The sequence below is a fragment of the Pseudomonas sp. NPDC087626 genome, assembly GCF_044743405.1.
Classification (GTDB): Bacteria; Pseudomonadota; Gammaproteobacteria; order Pseudomonadales; family Pseudomonadaceae; genus Aquipseudomonas.
Window position 1 is genome coordinate 46,407 of sequence record NZ_JBIUWJ010000019.1, and the last position, 17,388, is coordinate 63,794.

Genomic DNA, 17,388 nt, shown 5'->3' on the forward strand with positions numbered 1-17,388 from the left:
TGTGCGGAATCACCCTGGCCTGGCTAGTGGACGTGTGAACAGCCGCCACGGGTTGCAACAGCCGATTTGAATACACCAGGGTCAAACCATGATGGCGCACTATTTGGCGTGGGCGAGACAACAGGACTTGTCGAGCTGTGTAAGTAACCGATGGCTTGAGATCAACTACCTGCCCATCACTGATCGGCGCACGGGCCGTCTGGTCGGCGCCAGGGCCCTGTCACGCTGGGCCCGGGGCGGCGTCAGTATCGCACCCCAGGTAGCGCAGCAACTGACAGGTGCCGTGGTCCGCCAGGTTGCCGAGGACTACAGCACCTACCTGTGGGCCTGCAAAGACTTCTCCATCTGCCTTCCCCTGTCCCCATTGGACATCCTCGACCCTGATTTCCCGGACTTTGTTGCCGACGTACTGGAGCGGTACGCCATCCCCGCCTCGGCGATCATGCTCGATGCCTGCGCCAGTTCCCCTGGCAATCAGCCAGCCGCGCTGCCCATTGCCGCGCTGGCCCGCAAGTACTTCGCGATTGCCAACGAAGCGCAGACTCTGGGGCGCTGAGCCGCGGCGACGGCAATAAGCATTAATGACTTTTATCCATGATTGGGGCCGGGCAATTTCCCGCCCAACACTTCACACCTGACAAACCCGTACAAGGACTACCCTGCACATGCCATTTCGAAAATTCGCCTTCGTTTCCCTACTGTCGTTGCTGGCGCTGCCAGCGTTCGCCGATGACAAGGGCTTTTACCTGGGCGCCGGTGTGACTAGCATCGAAACCGACGACAGCGCCTTGAGTGATGAAGACAACAGCTACAAGGTCTATGCCGGTTACCGCGCCAATGGTTACCTGGCATTCGAGGGCGCCATTGTCGACCTCGGCAAGTTCAAGGACGACAACCTCGACTTCGAAGGCCACTCGGCCCAGGTCGCCGCCCACGTCGGCTTCCCGCTGGGCGAGCGCATTCGCCTGTTCGGCATCGTCGGCGCCCACGCCTGGGACGCCGATGGCAACGCTGCCGACGATGACACCGGGGTCGACCTGACCTACGGCGCCGGGGTCGAGATGGATGTGCTGCGCAACATTGGCATCCGCGCCGAGTATGAAGTGTTACAGGTCGGTAACCTAGATCTGAACCAGACCACGGCGTCGGCCTATATACTGTTCTGAGTTTCGCCGGTCGGGCGCGCGCAATGCTCGCCCGACCTGGCCACTCAGACGCCGCGAGGCCCACTCAACCCGAGTCTTTTTCAGGTGCCCTTCCTGTACAGCATGTCCGCCCTTCCAACCCCTGCTTTATTGACCCTCGAATCCGTTGCCCTGGACGAACTGTCCACCGGCAATGACCAATGGCACATCGATTTTTCTTCCGTCGAGAAACACGCGCGCATCCATCGCCTCAAGCACATGCGCGGCCCTCGCCTGCGCCATAGCCGGTTCGATTTCAAGTGCTCCATCAGCGCCGTCAGTTGTGTTCCCGACGGGCACATCACCTTCGCCCTGTCCCAGTCCACCACGGGCCGCCCGACCTGGAACCACCAGCGGCTGTACCCCAATGAAATGGTGGTGCTGTACAGCGGCGAACCGGTGCATTACCTGTGCGAGCCCAACGAAGCGCTGTTCACCGTTACCACCACCCTGGAGCACTACGAGCAGTGCCGCGAACTGTACGGCACCACTGATGTGCTCAAGCAGCGCCAGGGCCAGCGCTATCAGGCGCACGATCATTACTCGGTGCTGAACGCGGTCAACGCCATCAGCGTCTCGTTGAACCAGCGCCATCCACCTGACGTCGTGTCCGGCGCGCAATGGGAAGCGACCTTGCTCAGCTCCTTGCTGCAAGCCCTGAGCCCACGCCATGACTCGGCGCGCGAGGCGCCATTGCGCAGACAAATCGCCAGCCAGGCCATCGAATACCTGCACGCCCATGCGCACACCGCCCTGTGCATGGAGCAGCTCACGCAAACCCTGGGAACCCACGGCCGCACCTTGCACCAGGGTTTCGTCGAGACCTTCGGCACCACGCCCATGGCGTACTTGCGCACCCTGCGTTTGTCTAACGCCAGACACGACCTGCTGACCCAGCGCTGGGCGACCGTGACCGAAACGGCCATGCACTGGAACTTCTTCCATCTGGGGCGTTTCTCCCAGGACTATCAGCGCAGTTACGGTGAATCGCCGTCCCAGACGTTGCGCCGCAACAGCGCCTGAACCTGGCGGCAGGTGGTGTGGCGGTCGCGGCCGCCACAGGTTATGGGTAAGATGGCGCCGGCCTTATCCCACTGCCCCACCGAATAAGTCGACCCCATGCCTTTCGAACTCAGCGTAGACCTCACCACCCTGGCCATTCTGGCCGTTGTCGCGTTCATTGCCGGTTTCATCGATGCCATTGCCGGCGGCGGCGGCCTGTTGACCACCCCGGCCCTGCTCACCGCCGGCCTGCCCCCGCACCTGGTGCTGGGCACCAACAAGCTCAGCGCGACTTTCGGCTCGGCCATCGCCAGCGTCACCTTCTACCGGCGCAAGCTGTTCCATCCAAGGCAGTGGGTGCATGCGATTGTCGGCACCCTGGTGGGAGCGCTGGCCGGTGCGGTCGTGGCGCACTACCTGCCGGCCGAATGGCTGAACAAAATGCTCCCGGTGATCGTGTTTGCCTGTGGCCTGTACCTGCTGTTTGGCGGGACGCCCAAGGCGCCGGTGGACAGCGACGCGCCGATCAAGAAGAAGTGGCAGTCGACCCAGGGCTTCAGCCTAGGTTTCTACGACGGCGTGGCCGGTCCCGGCACGGGCGCGTTCTGGACCGTCAGCAGCCTGCTGCTGTACCCCATCGACCTGGTCAAGGCCAGCGGCGTGGCGCGCAGCATGAACTTCGTCAGCAACGCGGCCGCGCTGTCGGTGTTCATTTTTTCCGGGCAAGTGGACTGGATCATCGGCCTGAGCATGGGTGTGTCGGTGATGGTCGGGGCGTTTTTTGGGGCGCGCACCGCCATCAGCGGTGGGGCGAAGTTCATTCGCCCGGTATTCATCGCGGTAGTGCTGGGCCTGACCGTACGCCTAGCCTGGCAGCACTGGTTCAGCGTGGCCTAAGCGCCGCGCAACGTAGACGTCGATCAGATAACGGGCAATCGAGCGCGACGCCGGCAACGGCGGCAGCGCGTGAATGTTGAACCACTGGGCGTCTTCAATCTCGTCGGCTTGCGGGACGATCTCGCCAGAGGCGTACTCGGCATGGAAGCCGAGCATCATCGAATGAGGGAACGGCCAGCACTGGCTGCCCAGGTACTGGATGTTCCTGACCTCGATCTGCACCTCCTCGCGCACCTCGCGAATCAGGCAGTCCTCGGCCGACTCCCCCGGCTCGGCAAAACCGGCCAGGGTGCTGTAGACCCCGCTGACAAACCGCGGTGAACGCGCCAGGAGGATGTCGTCGCCGCGGGTGATCAGCACAATCATGCTCGGTGAAATCCGCGGGTAACTGCGCAAGTCACACGGCTGGCAATACATCGCCCGCTCACGTGGCACCTGGACCATGGCCTGGCCGCAGTTGCCACAAAAACGGTGCTCGCGGGCCCAGGTGCCGATCTGCGCGGCGTAGCCCAGTACCTTGTACAACGTGTGATCGCCTTCAAGCATGAACCCACGCAAGCCTTTCCAGCCACACCCCGGCACCTCGCCTGCGGCCTGCAACTCCAGCAGATACACCGGCTCGCCGTCGAGATGGCCAATGCCATGCTCGGCGAGCAGCGACAAATCCTGGCGCTTGAGCCATTCCCGGGGGAACAGCGCGCCATTGTCATCGAACAAAAAGCCTTCGGGGCTGCGGGCTACTGCCCAGCCGCCGGTTACGTCGGTGTCGAGTACTGCCGTGGTCCAGCGTGAAGTCATGTGGGCTCAATCCAGAAATTCGGGCTTCTGTTTGCTCATATGGGCGGCCATGGCCACGCGCAGATCGTTGGACTGCAGCATGGCGGCGTTCCAGGTGGCGATGTATTCCAGGCCATCGTTGATGCTGTGATCACGCATGTAGCTGATCATTGCCTTGGTACCGGCGATAGCGATTGGCGACTTGGCGGCGATCTCGCGGGCTATGCCCATGACCCCGTCCAGCAGGCTCTCGGTGTCCGGATAGAGCCGGTTGACCAGGCCAATCTCGCGTGCTTGCTCGGCACCAAAGGTGCGTCCAGTGTAAGCCAGTTCACGCAGCATGCCGTCACCAATGATCCGCGGCAAGCGTTGCAGGGTACCGACGTCGGCAGCCATGCCGATGTCGATTTCCTTGATCGAGAATTGCGCATCGGCGGCCGCATAGCGCATGTCGCAGGCGCTGATCAGGTCAATGGCCCCACCCAGGCAATACCCCTGGATTGCCGCCAACACCGGCTTGCGGCAGTTGTCGACCGCATTGAACGAGGCCTGCAAGGCGAGGATCTTGCGGCGCAGCAGGCGCGCGTTGCGACCCACGTCCTTGCCCATTTCGTTAGCCACCCCGGCCAACATCATCAGGTCGATCCCCGAGGAGAAATGCTTGCCGGCACCACTGATCACCACCGCGCGCACCTCGTCGGTGTCTTCGATCCACTGGAAAATCTCGATGATCTCGGTCCAGAACACCGCGTTCATCGCGTTGATCTTTTCCGGACGGTTGATCTGCACATGGGCGATGTTGTCCGCCAGTTCGACGCGGAAGGCTTGATATTCGGGCATGGCAGTAGTCCTTGCTGGCACAGAAATGAAGGCCCGAACTATACCAAGCCGATGCCTCCTGCCGTAGGCGCCGCATCGGCCAAAAACAGGACTGCCCTTGCCAAATACCGGGCGCACAAAAAACCGCGCCTGCCAGGGGCAGACGCGGTTGGTTCAGCCTTGTAGCAGGATCAATGCATGAACAAGGCAATCAGGATAATGATCGGGATTGGTACGCCGAGGAAAAACAGCAGGAGTGAGCGCATGGTAGTTCTCCTCAATCAACGAATGGCAGTGGGCGCAGAGACCGGGATATAGCCGGCCGGTTCCAGGTACACCACCGCGTCCCGGCGACGACCGCCAAAGGTAGCGGCGAGGCTGGCAAAAAAAGCACCACACAACAGTGCGACAAACATCCACAGCGCGGTCCAGGCCGCCACTTTGCTGGCAGTATCGGCTGCTTGCTTGGCCGCCAGCTTGGCATCCTCGACCGCCTTGTGCGCCTTGGCGAACACTTCATCGACCCGCCGCTCGGCATCCGCCTGGGTCAGGTTGGTCCGTTGGGCCACCAGTTGGGCCAGGTAGGTACGATCCTCCGCCGCCAGTTGACCGTCATGGCTGAGGGTCTGCACGAAAATCCGGGTCACGGTGGCATGGGCGGCATCGTCGCTCACCGCCGCCGGACGATCATCACGAAACAGGCTGTCGACGAAATAACCGTAATCATCCGCGCTGCCCTGGCTGGCAGCGGTCCCCGCAGCCATGGTCATGGCACTGGCCGCCCCGCCTGCCACACTGGCACCGGCCTGCACCCCACCACTGACGATGCTGCTGACCGAACCGACCACCAGGGTCGCGGTCACCAGGGTCGCCACCGCCCAAGCCAGAAAGCCATGGGCCGTGTCGCGAAAATACACCTCATCGCCATGCATGTTCGACCACTTCACCCGCAACCGCCCAGCGATATAGCCACCGAGCCCGGAGGCAACAATCTGGGTGAAAGCCAGCCAGACGATAGTCGAAATCCCCAGGCCCTTGGCACTGATCCCGCTCCCGGCCCACGGCGACACCGCCGAAAATCCGAGGCCAAAACCCAGCACCACGAGAATCAGCGACAGCGCTGCCGCAGCCGCCGCCCCGGCAAAAATCGCCGCCCAGGACACCCCCGACAGCGCACTCGACGCTGGCAGATCGGCCGGATACATATCAGAGGTTCTATTCATTGTTGTAGTGCTCCAGGCATGAGGAAGACTGTTGCAACGCTTCAGACCTGATATTGCAGTCAACATGCCAGCTACGAACTTTGAATAAAACCTTTAAATTCAATCAGTTGAAATCTTCGGCGGTTTTCCACTCATGCAATTTGCAACAACCGCCCCGATGCAGCGGGCGTAATGCACTGCCCAAATCACAACCGCTACTTACGCTTGTAGCTCTTGTTGCCACTGGGCGTCAGACAATAAACCCCACCCCTGGGCCCGGTACAAAACGCCCCGCTGCCACACTGACACCCACCCGAGTCCTGCAACAAAGGCTGGGCCACGGCACTGCCGGCCTTCTGGCCGAATGTGGCCGAACAGCTTTTTTTCGACGCACTGATAGAACCGTCATTGCACAAAAACAACTCGCCGTCACAACGGGCAATCCCACCTTTCTTTCCGGAGCACGGCTGATTTGCCGCCGAAGCAAAAGACATCGCGAACCCCAGGAAGAGCAACACAGACAAAGACGGCATCCAACCACGGCGAGACAAAACACGCACGATCAAACTCCCGAAAAAAGTATGGCCGGATGATATCAATGTTCCACACACAACCCACACCCCTCAACAGCCCGAGCACCAGCTCGCCTGCCACCCCTGATCTTGAGCCTCCCAAACTCGGCAAAAGCAGGCCGGCCGATAGGCCGCCTCGCCCGCCCTCACCACTCAGGCCGACCGGCAGGTCGCCGTGCTCTGGCTCTTGATCTTGATCCACCCGCCCCATCGGCAGGCTGAGCCAAGGTGTCCATCAGGGGGTAGGCGCGCAGCGCCATGCGGCGAAGCCGCATACATCGAGAGGAGGTGCAGCGAAGCAAACCGGAGGCGATGCCCCCGGATGGATACCGTAGCGAAGGAACCCCGAGCCCTAGCGAGGGGCCGTACGCTTGGGGCAAAGCGTTTTGCTTCCTTTTGGGCGTTTGCAAAAGGGAGTCGCCGTAAGGGCGAAACCATAAGTAGCCGTTACCGCTGTAACGGATATGCCCCCACGCCCCCTATATAAACTTTAATTTAGCAACCCAACCCCCATTTCTTGGCACACTACGCCAGGCAACTCACCCACCCTCAGGCAACCCCATGACCCGAATCCTGACCATTGAAGACGACGCAGTCACCGCCCGGGAGATCGTCGCCGAACTGAGCAGCCACGGCCTCGACGTAGACTGGGTAGCCAATGGTCGCGAAGGCCTGGCCCGCGCGGTCAGCGGCGACTACGACCTGATCACCCTCGACCGCATGCTGCCCGAACTCGACGGCCTGGCCATCGTCACCACCCTGCGCACCATGGGTGTGTCAACCCCGATCCTGATGATCAGCGCCCTGTCCGATGTCGACGAACGTGTACGCGGCCTGCGCGCCGGAGGCGACGACTACCTGACCAAACCCTTCGCCACCGATGAAATGGCCGCCCGGGTCGAAGTCCTGCTGCGCCGCCAAAACACCGTCAAGAGCGTGGAAACCACCCTGCAGGTGGCCGACCTGGAACTCAACCTGATCAGCCGCGAAGCCACCCGCGCCGGGCAACTGCTGATCCTCTTGCCCACCGAATACAAACTGCTGGAATTCCTGCTGCGCAACAGCGGGCAGATCCTCTCGCGGATGATGATCTTCGAAGAAGTCTGGGGTTACCACTTCGACCCCGGTACCAACCTGATCGACGTCCACATCGGCCGCCTGCGCAAAAAAGTCGACCCACCAGGGCTGCTGCCACTGATCCGCACCGTGCGAGGCTCGGGTTATGTCATTGCTGAACCCGTCTAAAGGCTGGCGCTCCTCCAGCAGCCGCCTGCTGGCGCTCTACAGCGCACTGTTCGTGGTCTGGAGCTGCCTGCTGATGGGCGTGATGTACTACGAGGTGTCGAGCTACCTGGATAACCTGTCCCGGCATTCGATCATGCAACGCCAGCACCTGTTCTCGCGCTTTCACGGCGAGCAACTGGATGAAGCGCTGATCGCCAGCACCACCTTCGACCAACGCGGCGTTGATGCCTACGGCCTGTTCGACGCCTTTCACCGCCCCCTGCACGGGCTGATCCAGCAGATCCCCGAGGGTCTGCCGCTGGACGGCAAAGTGCATGAGCTCGCCAACTGCGCCGACCCCCATGACCCACGCCTCCCCCCGGACAGCTGCGACGCCGTGGCGACGCCGACCCTGGATGGTCGCTGGCTGGTGCTGGCGCGCGACAACGGTTCACTGTTTGCCGTGAATCGGATCATCCTGCATGCGCTGCTCTGGGGTGTATCGCTGACCATCATTCCCGGCATTGCCGGCTGGTACCTGTTGCGCCGCCGCCCCCTGCGCCGCATTCACGCCCTGCAGGCCAGCGCCGAAGCCATAGTCGCCGGCAACCTCAACCACCGCCTGCCGCTGTCCAGCCGCCGCGACGAACTGGACATGCTGGCCGCCATCGTCAACGCCATGCTCGAACGCATCGAACGCCTGGTCAACGAGGTCAAGGGGGTGTGCGACAACATCGCCCACGACCTGCGCACCCCGCTCACCCGGCTGCGCGCCCAGTTGTACCGGATCCAGCAGCAAGCAGCCGAAGGCTCGACCGAGGCGGCGCAACTGGACCAGGTGATTGCCGAGACCGACACCTTGATGGCGCGTTTTCGCGGATTGCTGCGGATCTCCGAGCTGGAGGATCAACAGCGGCGTTCCGGCTTCCTGCTGTTCGACCCGCTACCACTGCTGCAGGAACTGCACGACTTCTACCTGCCCCTCGCCGAAGAAGGCCAGTTGACCTTGAGCCTGCAGGCACCGCCCAGCCTGCCGTCACTGACCGGCGACCGGGCGCTGCTGTTCGAGGCCTTGTCCAACCTGCTGAGCAACTCGATCAAGTTCACCCCCGCCGGCGGTCAGGTGCAGGTACGGGCCAGCGACAATGCCGGCAGTTGCCGGATCGAAGTACACGATTGCGGCCCCGGCATTCCCGCCGACAAACGCACGGCCGTATTCCAGCGCTTCTACCGGGTCGACGACAGCGCCCAGAACGGTGGGTTCGGCCTGGGCCTGTCGATTGTCGCCGCCATCGTCCACCTGCACGGCTTCAGCCTGGACGTCGGTGTCAGCGAATGGGGCGGTGCGCGCCTGACACTCGATTGCCGCCAGCGCTTGTTGCCGGCTACTGAGTGATGCAACGGGTGGTGGTAGTGACCCGGGTCACTTCCCCCTCCGCCCGGGCCTGGCCCAGCACCTGGGTATCTTGCGCGGTGTTGCAGGTCTTGACCGGCGGGGCTTGCACCACCACTGGCGGTGGTGGGCTGGCGCAGCCACTGAGGATGGCAACCGCGCAGAGTGGCAACAGCAATGGCGCAAAAGCAGATCTCAAAAAAGTGTGCATGAGGTGGCCTGCGAGTCGGGTTAAGAGGAGTTCAGCCCAATGTAAGCCACAGAGGGCCTGATCTGTAGAGCCGCAAGGACTTCAGATAGTTCAGCGATCGATAGCTCCTCAACCGCCAACCCGGGTTCAAGCGCTGTCGGCCTGCCCCAGGCGGGTAGCGCTTAGCTCATAGCGCAGCTCTTCGAGCATTTGCGCCAGGTCGCTGGCGCTGGTCAGCCGGCCGGGCTTGATCCCGGTCACCACCAGGTGCACCCGACCGTCTTGCGCTTCGAACACTCGCAGCGTCAGGCAACCATCGGCATCCACGCTGAAGTCACAGGCCAGCGGGGCCAGGGCTTGTTCGATGTAACTGCGCAGTTGCGCTTGGGTCATCACGGCAGGCGTCCATTGGGCTGGGCTGAAAGGAAGCGGCAAACGTCCGATGGACGATGCGCACCCTGACAGCCTATGAACTGGCGAGCCGTTGCAGAAGCTCAATTTGCACTGTCGCGACTAGTGCATTTGCACCTTTATTTCGGGCTTTTCAGCCGCCGCTCACCAGCAAACAACCCACGTTCACGGGCCCAGACAATAGCCTCGCTACGGCTGTGCACGGCCAGTTTGGAGTACAGCGTAGCCACGTGATTACGCACGGTATTGGGCGCCAGTTGCAGCCGCGCGGCGATCTCTTTGTCAGCCAGGCCTTCGCAGATCAAACCCAGCACGTCGCGCTCACGGGCGGTAAGTTCGGTAAACGCCACGCTCGGCCGGTGGCTGCGATGGGCACTCTTGGCGTTGGCCAGCTTTTCGATCAGGGTCTGGCTGAACCAGGAGGCGTCCTGCATCACCTCCTCGATCGCCGCCACCAGTTCCAGCTCGGTGCGTTTGCGTTCCGTGATGTCCATCAGCACCAGCAGATAACAAGAATGGTCCTGGATGCTCACCGTGTCGGCCCAGACCGCGCAGTCGATCAGCACCGCGTCCTGCTTGCGCACTTGCAGGTCGACGCTTTCCACGCTGCCGAGCCTCTTCAACGTAGCAAACAATTGGCTGGCGGCATCCCGGGTGGCGAAGAAGCCAAGCTCATCGATGGTCTTGCCCAACAGCGTCTCACTGGCGTACCCGATGCTGTTGAGGAAGGCATCGTTGACGTCTACCACCTGCAGACTCTCGGCGCTGCAGATCAGGGTCGGCACCGGACTCATGCGAAACGACTTGGCGAACCGCTCCTCACTCTGGCGCAGCGCGGTTTCGGCCCTGCGGCGCAATTCCAGGTCGACGAAGGAAAACAGCATGCACGGTTCTTCGTTGAGGTCCAGCGGCTGCCCGGCCACCACTACCAATTTGCGGCTGCCATCGGGCAGGCGCAGGTCGGCCTGCATTTGCGGAACGGTAATGCCCTGGCTCAGGCGCTCGATGGCCAGGTCGCGGCGCTCGGCGTCCTCCAGCACGTCCAGTTCGTACAACGAACGGCCAATGATCTGCTCGCGTGAGTAGCCGGTCATTTCCACGAAACCCTGATTGACCTTCAGGTAACGCAGGTCGCTGAGGCGGCAGATCACCGCCGGGGCCGGGTTGGCATTGAAGGTTTTTTCAAAGCGCTGCTCGGCGCTGGCCCATTCAGTGGCATCGCTGAGGATCAGCACCAGGGATTCCGGCGCACCCTGCTGATCGGTGAGGATCATGCTGCGGATGCGGTGCACCCAGGTACGCTCCGGGTCGCCGGTCGGCGTGACTTCGACCACCACATCGCTGAAGGTCTCACCATTGGCAACCCGGCTGATGGGGTAGTTTTTCACCAACACCGGATGGTTGTTGCGATAGCGCAGGGTGAATCGCCGGGCATACTCGCGGGCGTTGGCCCCCAGGTCGCTGATCCGCTCGACCCCGTGCATGGCCAGCGCCGCGTCATTGGCCCACAGCAGAGTCTTGTCCGCATCCAGCAGAATCACCCCGTCGGACAGCCCGGCGATGATTTGCTGCAACTGCCGGCGATTGGTTTCAGTGGCAAGTACATCCTGGCTCATTACGTCTCCCCGTTGCGCTGGGCCTGGGCCCTGTGAAGGGTACGACCGCGACGCACCGCATTCGTGCGCAAAAGACTACGCGTGTATTCAGGCAATACGCGTCATCGTTAGCGACCATCGCGAGCAGGCTCGCTCCAGAGTGCTGTGCAATACCACGCAAAAACACATTGGCAAGCGATAACTATGTACCGCATTACCGGGTTCGGTTTTTTTGATAGTGAAGCTCACTCTTAACGGGAGCCCACTATGCAACCCTTCACTCCGCTCACGATCCGCACCTACCTCACCCACCTCGGTGATCCGTCCATCAGTAGCCTGGAAAGCATGCAAGCCCGGCAGATGCTGGGCTACCTGACGAGCGTCGATGTTCACCGCGCCCTGAGTGCCACGGCGCCCGACAGCATTGGCCAATGGACCGACGGCAGCGTGCTGCCACTGCTGCTCAACCTCAAGGCAACCCGGTTGATCGCGGCCCGGGCCACGGGCCGCGCCCTGGATACCATCGGTCCCGATTGGATGCTGGAGTTCATGTACCAGTTGGCCTCGACCATCTGGCGGGACTTTGCCGACCGTGCGGCTTATCCCGATTCGCTCCCGGATAGCGAAGCGCGAAGCCAGTTCCGAGCCAGCTTTTTTGCCCGGGCCCTGGAGCACAACCACAACGCCTATGTACTGCATAACGATCAGATCAGCCTGCTCGCCAGCATCGTCGATGCTCGCCACGTGCGCGGACTGCAACGCCAGCAGATTGGGCGAATGCTGGGTAACCGCTTCGAGCAGATCGGCTTGTTTGCCCAGCAGCCGAGCGCGCAGGCAACGCTGATCAAAGGGCTCACCGAGCTGATCGGCGAAGTTGCTCCGACCCTCGATCCGGCAACGATTTACTCGATGCGGGTACACGCTGCAGAAGAAGATGACCCGGCCCTGATCATGCTCGACCCGGTCACGCAACGTCCGGCTGTCGCGCTGTCGTACAACCAACCGGTTGCACAGTTGATCACCGAGATGCTGCGCGCCAACACGACCCCGCCTGAGGGCCGGGAATGCAAAACCCTCTGGATATCCCTGTATCAGGACCTTCACGTCCAGCAGCAGGACGGCCCGTCGAGCCCAGTCAGCAGCGCGGACTTGCTCAGGGAAGCACCGGTCAACTACAGCAATTTCAAACTCCACGCCTTCCTGCCCGTCAGCCGCACCCTGTTCGATGGTCTCCTCGAGTTCCTGCGCAACTGGACGGCAAGGTGGCTAGACGACCTCAAGCACTACTGGGATACCCCCAGCCCGGGTATACCGCGCAAACAGGCATGGGGTAGCCAACTGACGGCACGCTTGCAGGATGCTGCACGCCTGGGCGTACTGGATGGCACGCTGGAAACTACGCACTATCAATTCCTGTTCAGAACGCTTGAAGACCCGACCACCGCGTGCATCCATACCCTGGCCTTGCAAGACCGCGCGAGCTTTCGTACCTGCGTACTCAATCGCTGCTTCCTCATCACGCCCGCTCTGGCGGATGCGCCAGACTTCGAGCAACTGCAAGGCCCGATCATCTGTGTGACGCCGACCAGAGGGCTGCAGGTATTTACCGGGTGGACAGCGCTGAACCGCGACGTCACTGAGCAATTGGCTCAGGCGCCAGGAGCAGGTCCATTACTGGGATGCCTGACCAGGCACGACGCCCTGCATCTGGCCAGCGCGCTGCGTGACAGCATCGAGCGAGTATCCCTTCACGCGTACCCGCTTGCGTCGGACCTGGTCGGCGAACTGATCGACGCCACGCTGGCAATGCAAGATAAAAACCTCAACTTTGCCGTTGAAACCGGCAAGGGGTCGGTACTGGACCAAGGCCTGCTCGCATTCCTCGGACATTTGGATGCCGCCCTTGAGACATCCCGCGTCCAGGATCTGGCGCCATGGGTGGCCGAACGTAACCTGCGGCTCGTCGAAAAGATCGCCGACCAACAGTTGTTCAATGCCTGGACGGCCCACCGCAACGAAGCCGGTCGCGACGGCAATGCCCTGGCCTTGACGTTTTTCGACATGCCGCCCCTCAGGACTGGGGCACTGACAGACGCCGAACGTCGTCAGCTGATGCTTGAAGCACTGGCCAGCCCGCAAACGATCGAGCGTGTTGGCCAAGTGCTGAACCGAACGCCGTATTATTTTGCCCAGGGCGCCATCACCCCAGCGCTCGCCTTCCGCGTCATCGAAAAGATCTACCGCTATCAATTGCATCGGCTGAATGCGCAGTGGGAGGTTCCCGATAGCCGTGGCTACAAGTGTTTCGTCATGGAGCAACTACTAGCCCGCGACGCGACCCGCGAACAGGCACGACATACCGCCGACCTGGTGACTCCAGGCTTGCTCGGCCTGAATCCCGCCGCCTCCGAGCGCCTGGACCTCAGCTACAGCGCCACCGTGCTGGACGAAGCCCAGGCCCGCATACGGGCCGGCAGCTTCAGGATTGATTCAATCATCGGCGCCAGGAGCACGCCTGCCGACGTCGATGCCCTGTGCGATTACTTGCAGGTCAGCCTTGTGTACCCAGCAGCAACCGCCCCCTCCCACACGGATCCTTACCTGCTGACCCACGGGCTGTTCCTCGACTTACTGTGTGACTTTCCGGGCTTTCACCGGCTCGAACGGGCAATGGATCCCCGGCATCTTCAATCGCCCCCACTGCGCAGGGCCATGGCGCTCGAGGCGTTGACCAACTATCTCGAGCCGGTGGCCAGCCGCTCCCTGGGGCATGTCTGCGGGCTGAACCTGTTAACCGTGGCGTTGGGAGAGCGTACCCATGAGCAGGTACGTCTACACCTGCGCCAGCACCTGCAGGCCACGTTTAAGCAAAGCAGCGCCCGTGGGGCAGGTGCGTTGACCTTTACCTTGCTGTGTCGTGAGCATGCTCCGGAGTTGCTGGTCCGCAATGTGCCTGACACTCTGCTGTTCGGACAGAGCCTGAGCGCCATCCAGTTCCGTCATGCGGTCAACCTGGCAGAACAGCTTCGCCCCGGTTCTTCGCTGATTCACCGTTATCAGGAGCTGATGAGCTTCTACAGCCAATGCCCGTTCGAGCAATTGCCTGAGCCAGCACAACTGGCGATTGCCGTCAGTGGCCAAGTCGCCACCTTGCACTTTGCGATGTGCCGGGGCGTCATTGCGCAGACTAGCGCTGACCAGGTCGGGCCGGATCAGTCATTGGCAGCCTTGCTGCATTTGCAACAGCAACAAATGCTTGAGGCAAGAACCTTTACCCAACTGGCACAAGTGCCTCCCGTGCGCAAATCCATGGCCCTGGAACGTCTGAAGTCGCAACCGGAACTGAACCTGCAACGCCGGTCATCATTCACTGAAAGCCAGGTACTGCGATTTTTTGTGAAGGGTTATCACGAGCTTGGTCGCTCGATGCGCATGACCGCGCTCGAACGCTATATGACCTGTGGTGTAGAGCGTGCATTCGGTGTCAGCGAATTGGGTTTTGTCCCTGATATCGACGGCGGCTGTGCGCTTCAAGCAGCGTTCGAGGAGCGCTACCAGGACTTCAAGCAAAATTACCTGCAAGGCCAGGTAGAGCGCATGGTCCTGGCCTTGCACGACTTGCCGGCGCTGGACCGTGACAGGATCCTTGGGGCCTACAAATTCATCAAGGTGTCCTTCAAGGATCCCCAGGGGCAACGCCAGACCGCCTGCCACGGGTTGATCGCACTCTACAAGAAGGATGATCAGGAGTACGCCTACGAAATCTTTTCTGCATCGGGCACGATTCGCCTGCTGGGACGCAACGGCACGCGAAGAATTCGCGTCAACTACAGGTTTTCACCCCCTACGGCCGACGCCATTTATCACGAGTCGCCCTACATGAGCGCAGTGCCGGATCTGGACCAGGACGCCTACCTTCAAGGGCGTCCCGGCAAGGTTCTCGCGGAACCCGAACTGGACGTTGGTTTCTACACAGTAGCTCGCCAGATCAGCGCACTGGATCGTGATGGAAAAATCCGTTTTCTCAGCCAGAAGATGGTCGACGAAGTCTTTGGCAAAGCCGTCGACCAGGCGTACGACGTCTTGCGTGAGCCGACCCCCTATGAACGCTATCGCGAGAGTCTGGCGGCGAGCAACGAGCGCCTGGCGAGTTTCTTTGTGCCCGGCTATTCGGTGTACCTGGACATCAGCCGCGGCACCGTAACCCCCGGTACCTTCCTGTTCGCCGGGTTGGAAGCGCTGAGCTACCTGGTGCCTTTTGGCAGTGCCGTATTGCATGCCGTGAGGGCTTACGTCCAGGTGGGACGCCTGGTAGTGCGTTCGACATCCTTCGGGATTTCCCGGTTGGCGCTCAAGGCGGCGCAAACCGCCCAGGGTGCCCGGGAGTTCGGTGCAGTGTTGGCCAAAGGTTTTGCTCAGGCGGCCAACCCGCTGGGGCCGGCGATATTCCTGTTTCAAGGGGGTATCAAAGGCGTGGCGCTGGTACGCGCCGGCTCGCGCTTCGTTCGCGGACAACTCCATGCATCGCAGCTTGCCAACGGCCTGAACCTGCCGCCCCTGGGGGCCGCCTCCGGCGACTTGTTGCGCTCACAGGACCTGACCACCCTGGCCGCATTCAGGCAGGCCGACGCGCTGGCTTTCTTCAAGCCAAACCTGTCTGTCACCCGCAACGCCCTGACTATCCCTCAACAGCGCCAATTGGTCGCCCACGGCATTGATCTTTCGCACGTCACCCCCGTCATGAACCTTTACACGATAAACCGGCACACCTACATCCTCATGCAGGGCCATCCCTACGCTGTAAGCCCGCTGCCCGATACCACGCAATGGCGGGTCCACAGCGCTGAGGTGCAGGGGCCGGTAGTCACCTTCAACGCCTCGCGCCAGGCCTGGGAGGTCACATGCTGAGCGTCAGCGGCCTATGCCGCCTGCCACGCACGCCGCAACAACAGCTGGCACCCGTGCATGAGGTCACCATCCCGGTCGATGGCATGTCCGTCACCGGTTGGGTTCACCTGGGGCCAGAGCAGGATTGCCAAGCGATTTTCATGGTGCAGCAAGGTTGCTGGTGGTTGATCGATTTTCGGGGGCAACCGACTACACCCACCTGGCGCAATGCCCAGGGCCAATGGGTCACCGGTCCTGTCGCGCAATGGCGCGCGGTCAAGGACAGCCTGCCGGCGCCTGCAAGAATGCAGACCGTGCAACTGCCCAGGCTCCCGGTGTTTGCGAGCAACCTTGCGCCTATCCCTGCGAACATTCACTACCTATGGCTGGGGCATGCCGTGCCGTCGCCTCGACTGATCGAGAACATCGCCCATAACTGCCGGCTCAGCAGCCGTTATGTGTCGACCCTGCATGTCGATATACAGGACGCCGAGGTACTGGCACAAATTCGGGAGCAACTGCAACGGGCCGCGCCCTCGCTGGTGATAGCGCCGTTACGGGACACCGCGTTTTTCAGGATGTTCTCGCAATCGGACAACTACCAGCAGTACACCACCGTCATGCACGGGCCCGGGCGTAATTACTCGGCAGCCTCCGATGTGTTGCGCTATCCCTTGACCGACCATCATGGTGGTATCTACATGGATGTCGATGACACCTTTCGGGTGGATATCAACGATATCGAATTGCTGGCCGCACCTAACGATTTGCTGCTTGGGCCCAAGGTCACTGAGCAGATGGCAGGGTTTTCAGGCTACAACAGCAGCATTTTCGCGTCCCATCCCAACAATCCCGTATTGCAGGAAATTTCCAAGGAGATGCAGCTGCGCTTTGTGCAAAGCCCAGGCTTTTTTACCCAGGTCCGGCCCTATGTCGATGCCCTGGGTATCCTCGGCAACCCCAGGGAGGCGGCCATGGACATGCCGACCTACGCACGTGAACTGTTCCGCCTCACAGGCCCCGGTGTGCTCAACGACGTGGTCGCCGTCGAGCGCGCCGACTACTATCGGCTTTGCTTCAATGCCGAGCCGGGCGCCAACATTTCAAACACTCATCACCTGTGGGATCAGGCTTATGTCGACCAGCAAATGGCCCTGATCGATCATTACTTTCCGTTCAATCGCCGAGCCGTGGTCGATATCGGGCATGAACACTCCTGGTTCAATACGTGAGTG

Annotated in this window: 15 protein-coding genes; 8 read left to right on the forward strand and 7 right to left on the reverse strand. The window is 61.5% G+C overall.

What is annotated here, in order from left to right; all coding sequences use genetic code 11:
- Positions 1-88: 88 nt before the first annotated feature.
- From ACIOVD_RS17140 to ACIOVD_RS17155, 4 genes are all read left to right on the forward strand, one after another.
- Complete coding sequence (locus ACIOVD_RS17140; RefSeq protein ID WP_320334402.1) at positions 89-556, forward strand: EAL domain-containing protein; 468 nt, start codon at positions 89-91, stop codon at positions 554-556.
- Positions 557-665: 109 nt separating this feature from the next.
- A complete protein-coding gene (locus ACIOVD_RS17145) occupies positions 666-1,166 on the forward strand; it encodes an outer membrane beta-barrel protein (RefSeq protein ID WP_095168372.1) in 501 nt (166 codons plus the stop codon).
- A 102-nt stretch (positions 1,167-1,268) separates the two neighbouring features.
- A complete protein-coding gene (locus ACIOVD_RS17150; protein ID WP_159995590.1) occupies positions 1,269-2,207 on the forward strand; it encodes a helix-turn-helix transcriptional regulator in 939 nt (312 codons plus the stop codon).
- A 96-nt stretch (positions 2,208-2,303) separates the two neighbouring features.
- Entirely contained in the window at positions 2,304-3,083 is a 780-nt protein-coding gene (locus ACIOVD_RS17155; RefSeq protein WP_095168375.1) for a TSUP family transporter, read from the forward strand.
- Here ACIOVD_RS17155 and nudC read toward each other — a convergent pair.
- From nudC to ACIOVD_RS17175, 4 genes are all read right to left on the reverse strand, one after another.
- Positions 3,051-3,881, reverse strand: coding sequence for an NAD(+) diphosphatase (gene nudC / locus ACIOVD_RS17160; RefSeq protein WP_401129222.1), 831 nt, complete (start codon positions 3,879-3,881; stop codon positions 3,051-3,053). The two genes, ACIOVD_RS17155 and nudC, sit on opposite strands and share 33 nt — an antisense overlap.
- A gap of 6 nt (positions 3,882-3,887) precedes the next feature.
- Entirely contained in the window at positions 3,888-4,700 is an 813-nt protein-coding gene (locus ACIOVD_RS17165; protein ID WP_095168379.1) for a crotonase/enoyl-CoA hydratase family protein, read from the reverse strand.
- Positions 4,701-4,960: 260 nt separating this feature from the next.
- The gene (locus ACIOVD_RS17170) at positions 4,961-5,902 is read right to left on the reverse strand and encodes a hypothetical protein (protein WP_401129224.1); all 942 of its coding nucleotides are present in this window, start codon (positions 5,900-5,902) and stop codon (positions 4,961-4,963) included.
- Positions 5,903-6,096: 194 nt separating this feature from the next.
- A complete protein-coding gene (locus ACIOVD_RS17175) occupies positions 6,097-6,414 on the reverse strand; it encodes a hypothetical protein (protein ID WP_401129270.1) in 318 nt (105 codons plus the stop codon).
- A 600-nt stretch (positions 6,415-7,014) separates the two neighbouring features.
- Here ACIOVD_RS17175 and ACIOVD_RS17180 point away from each other — a divergent pair.
- Both ACIOVD_RS17180 and ACIOVD_RS17185 read left to right on the forward strand, forming a co-directional pair.
- The gene (locus ACIOVD_RS17180; protein ID WP_095168383.1) at positions 7,015-7,698 is read left to right on the forward strand and encodes a response regulator transcription factor; all 684 of its coding nucleotides are present in this window, start codon (positions 7,015-7,017) and stop codon (positions 7,696-7,698) included.
- The gene (locus ACIOVD_RS17185; protein ID WP_095168385.1) at positions 7,676-9,073 is read left to right on the forward strand and encodes a HAMP domain-containing sensor histidine kinase; all 1,398 of its coding nucleotides are present in this window, start codon (positions 7,676-7,678) and stop codon (positions 9,071-9,073) included. The genes ACIOVD_RS17180 and ACIOVD_RS17185 overlap by 23 nt, the downstream gene beginning before the upstream one ends.
- Here ACIOVD_RS17185 and ACIOVD_RS17190 read toward each other — a convergent pair.
- The 3 genes from ACIOVD_RS17190 to ACIOVD_RS17200 form a co-directional block, all read right to left on the reverse strand.
- Complete coding sequence (locus tag ACIOVD_RS17190) at positions 9,063-9,281, reverse strand: hypothetical protein (protein WP_143501188.1); 219 nt, start codon at positions 9,279-9,281, stop codon at positions 9,063-9,065. The two genes, ACIOVD_RS17185 and ACIOVD_RS17190, sit on opposite strands and share 11 nt — an antisense overlap.
- 126 nt (positions 9,282-9,407) lie before the next feature.
- Complete coding sequence (locus ACIOVD_RS17195) at positions 9,408-9,653, reverse strand: DUF1652 domain-containing protein (protein WP_095168388.1); 246 nt, start codon at positions 9,651-9,653, stop codon at positions 9,408-9,410.
- Positions 9,654-9,790: 137 nt separating this feature from the next.
- Positions 9,791-11,287 carry a PAS domain S-box protein gene (locus ACIOVD_RS17200; protein WP_401129227.1) on the reverse strand — a complete coding sequence of 499 codons (1,497 nt, stop codon included), beginning with the start codon at positions 11,285-11,287 and terminating at the stop codon, positions 9,791-9,793.
- A 246-nt stretch (positions 11,288-11,533) separates the two neighbouring features.
- Here ACIOVD_RS17200 and ACIOVD_RS17205 point away from each other — a divergent pair, with 246 nt between their 5' ends.
- Positions 11,534-16,174 (forward strand): hypothetical protein, encoded by a 4,641-nt coding sequence (locus ACIOVD_RS17205; RefSeq protein WP_401129229.1) that lies wholly within the window; start codon positions 11,534-11,536, stop codon positions 16,172-16,174.
- Positions 16,168-17,385: a glycosyltransferase gene (locus ACIOVD_RS17210; RefSeq protein ID WP_401129231.1), complete on the forward strand. Its 1,218-nt coding sequence runs from the start codon at positions 16,168-16,170 to the stop codon at positions 17,383-17,385. Before ACIOVD_RS17205 ends, ACIOVD_RS17210 begins: the two co-directional genes overlap by 7 nt.
- Positions 17,386-17,388: the final 3 nt, after the last annotated feature.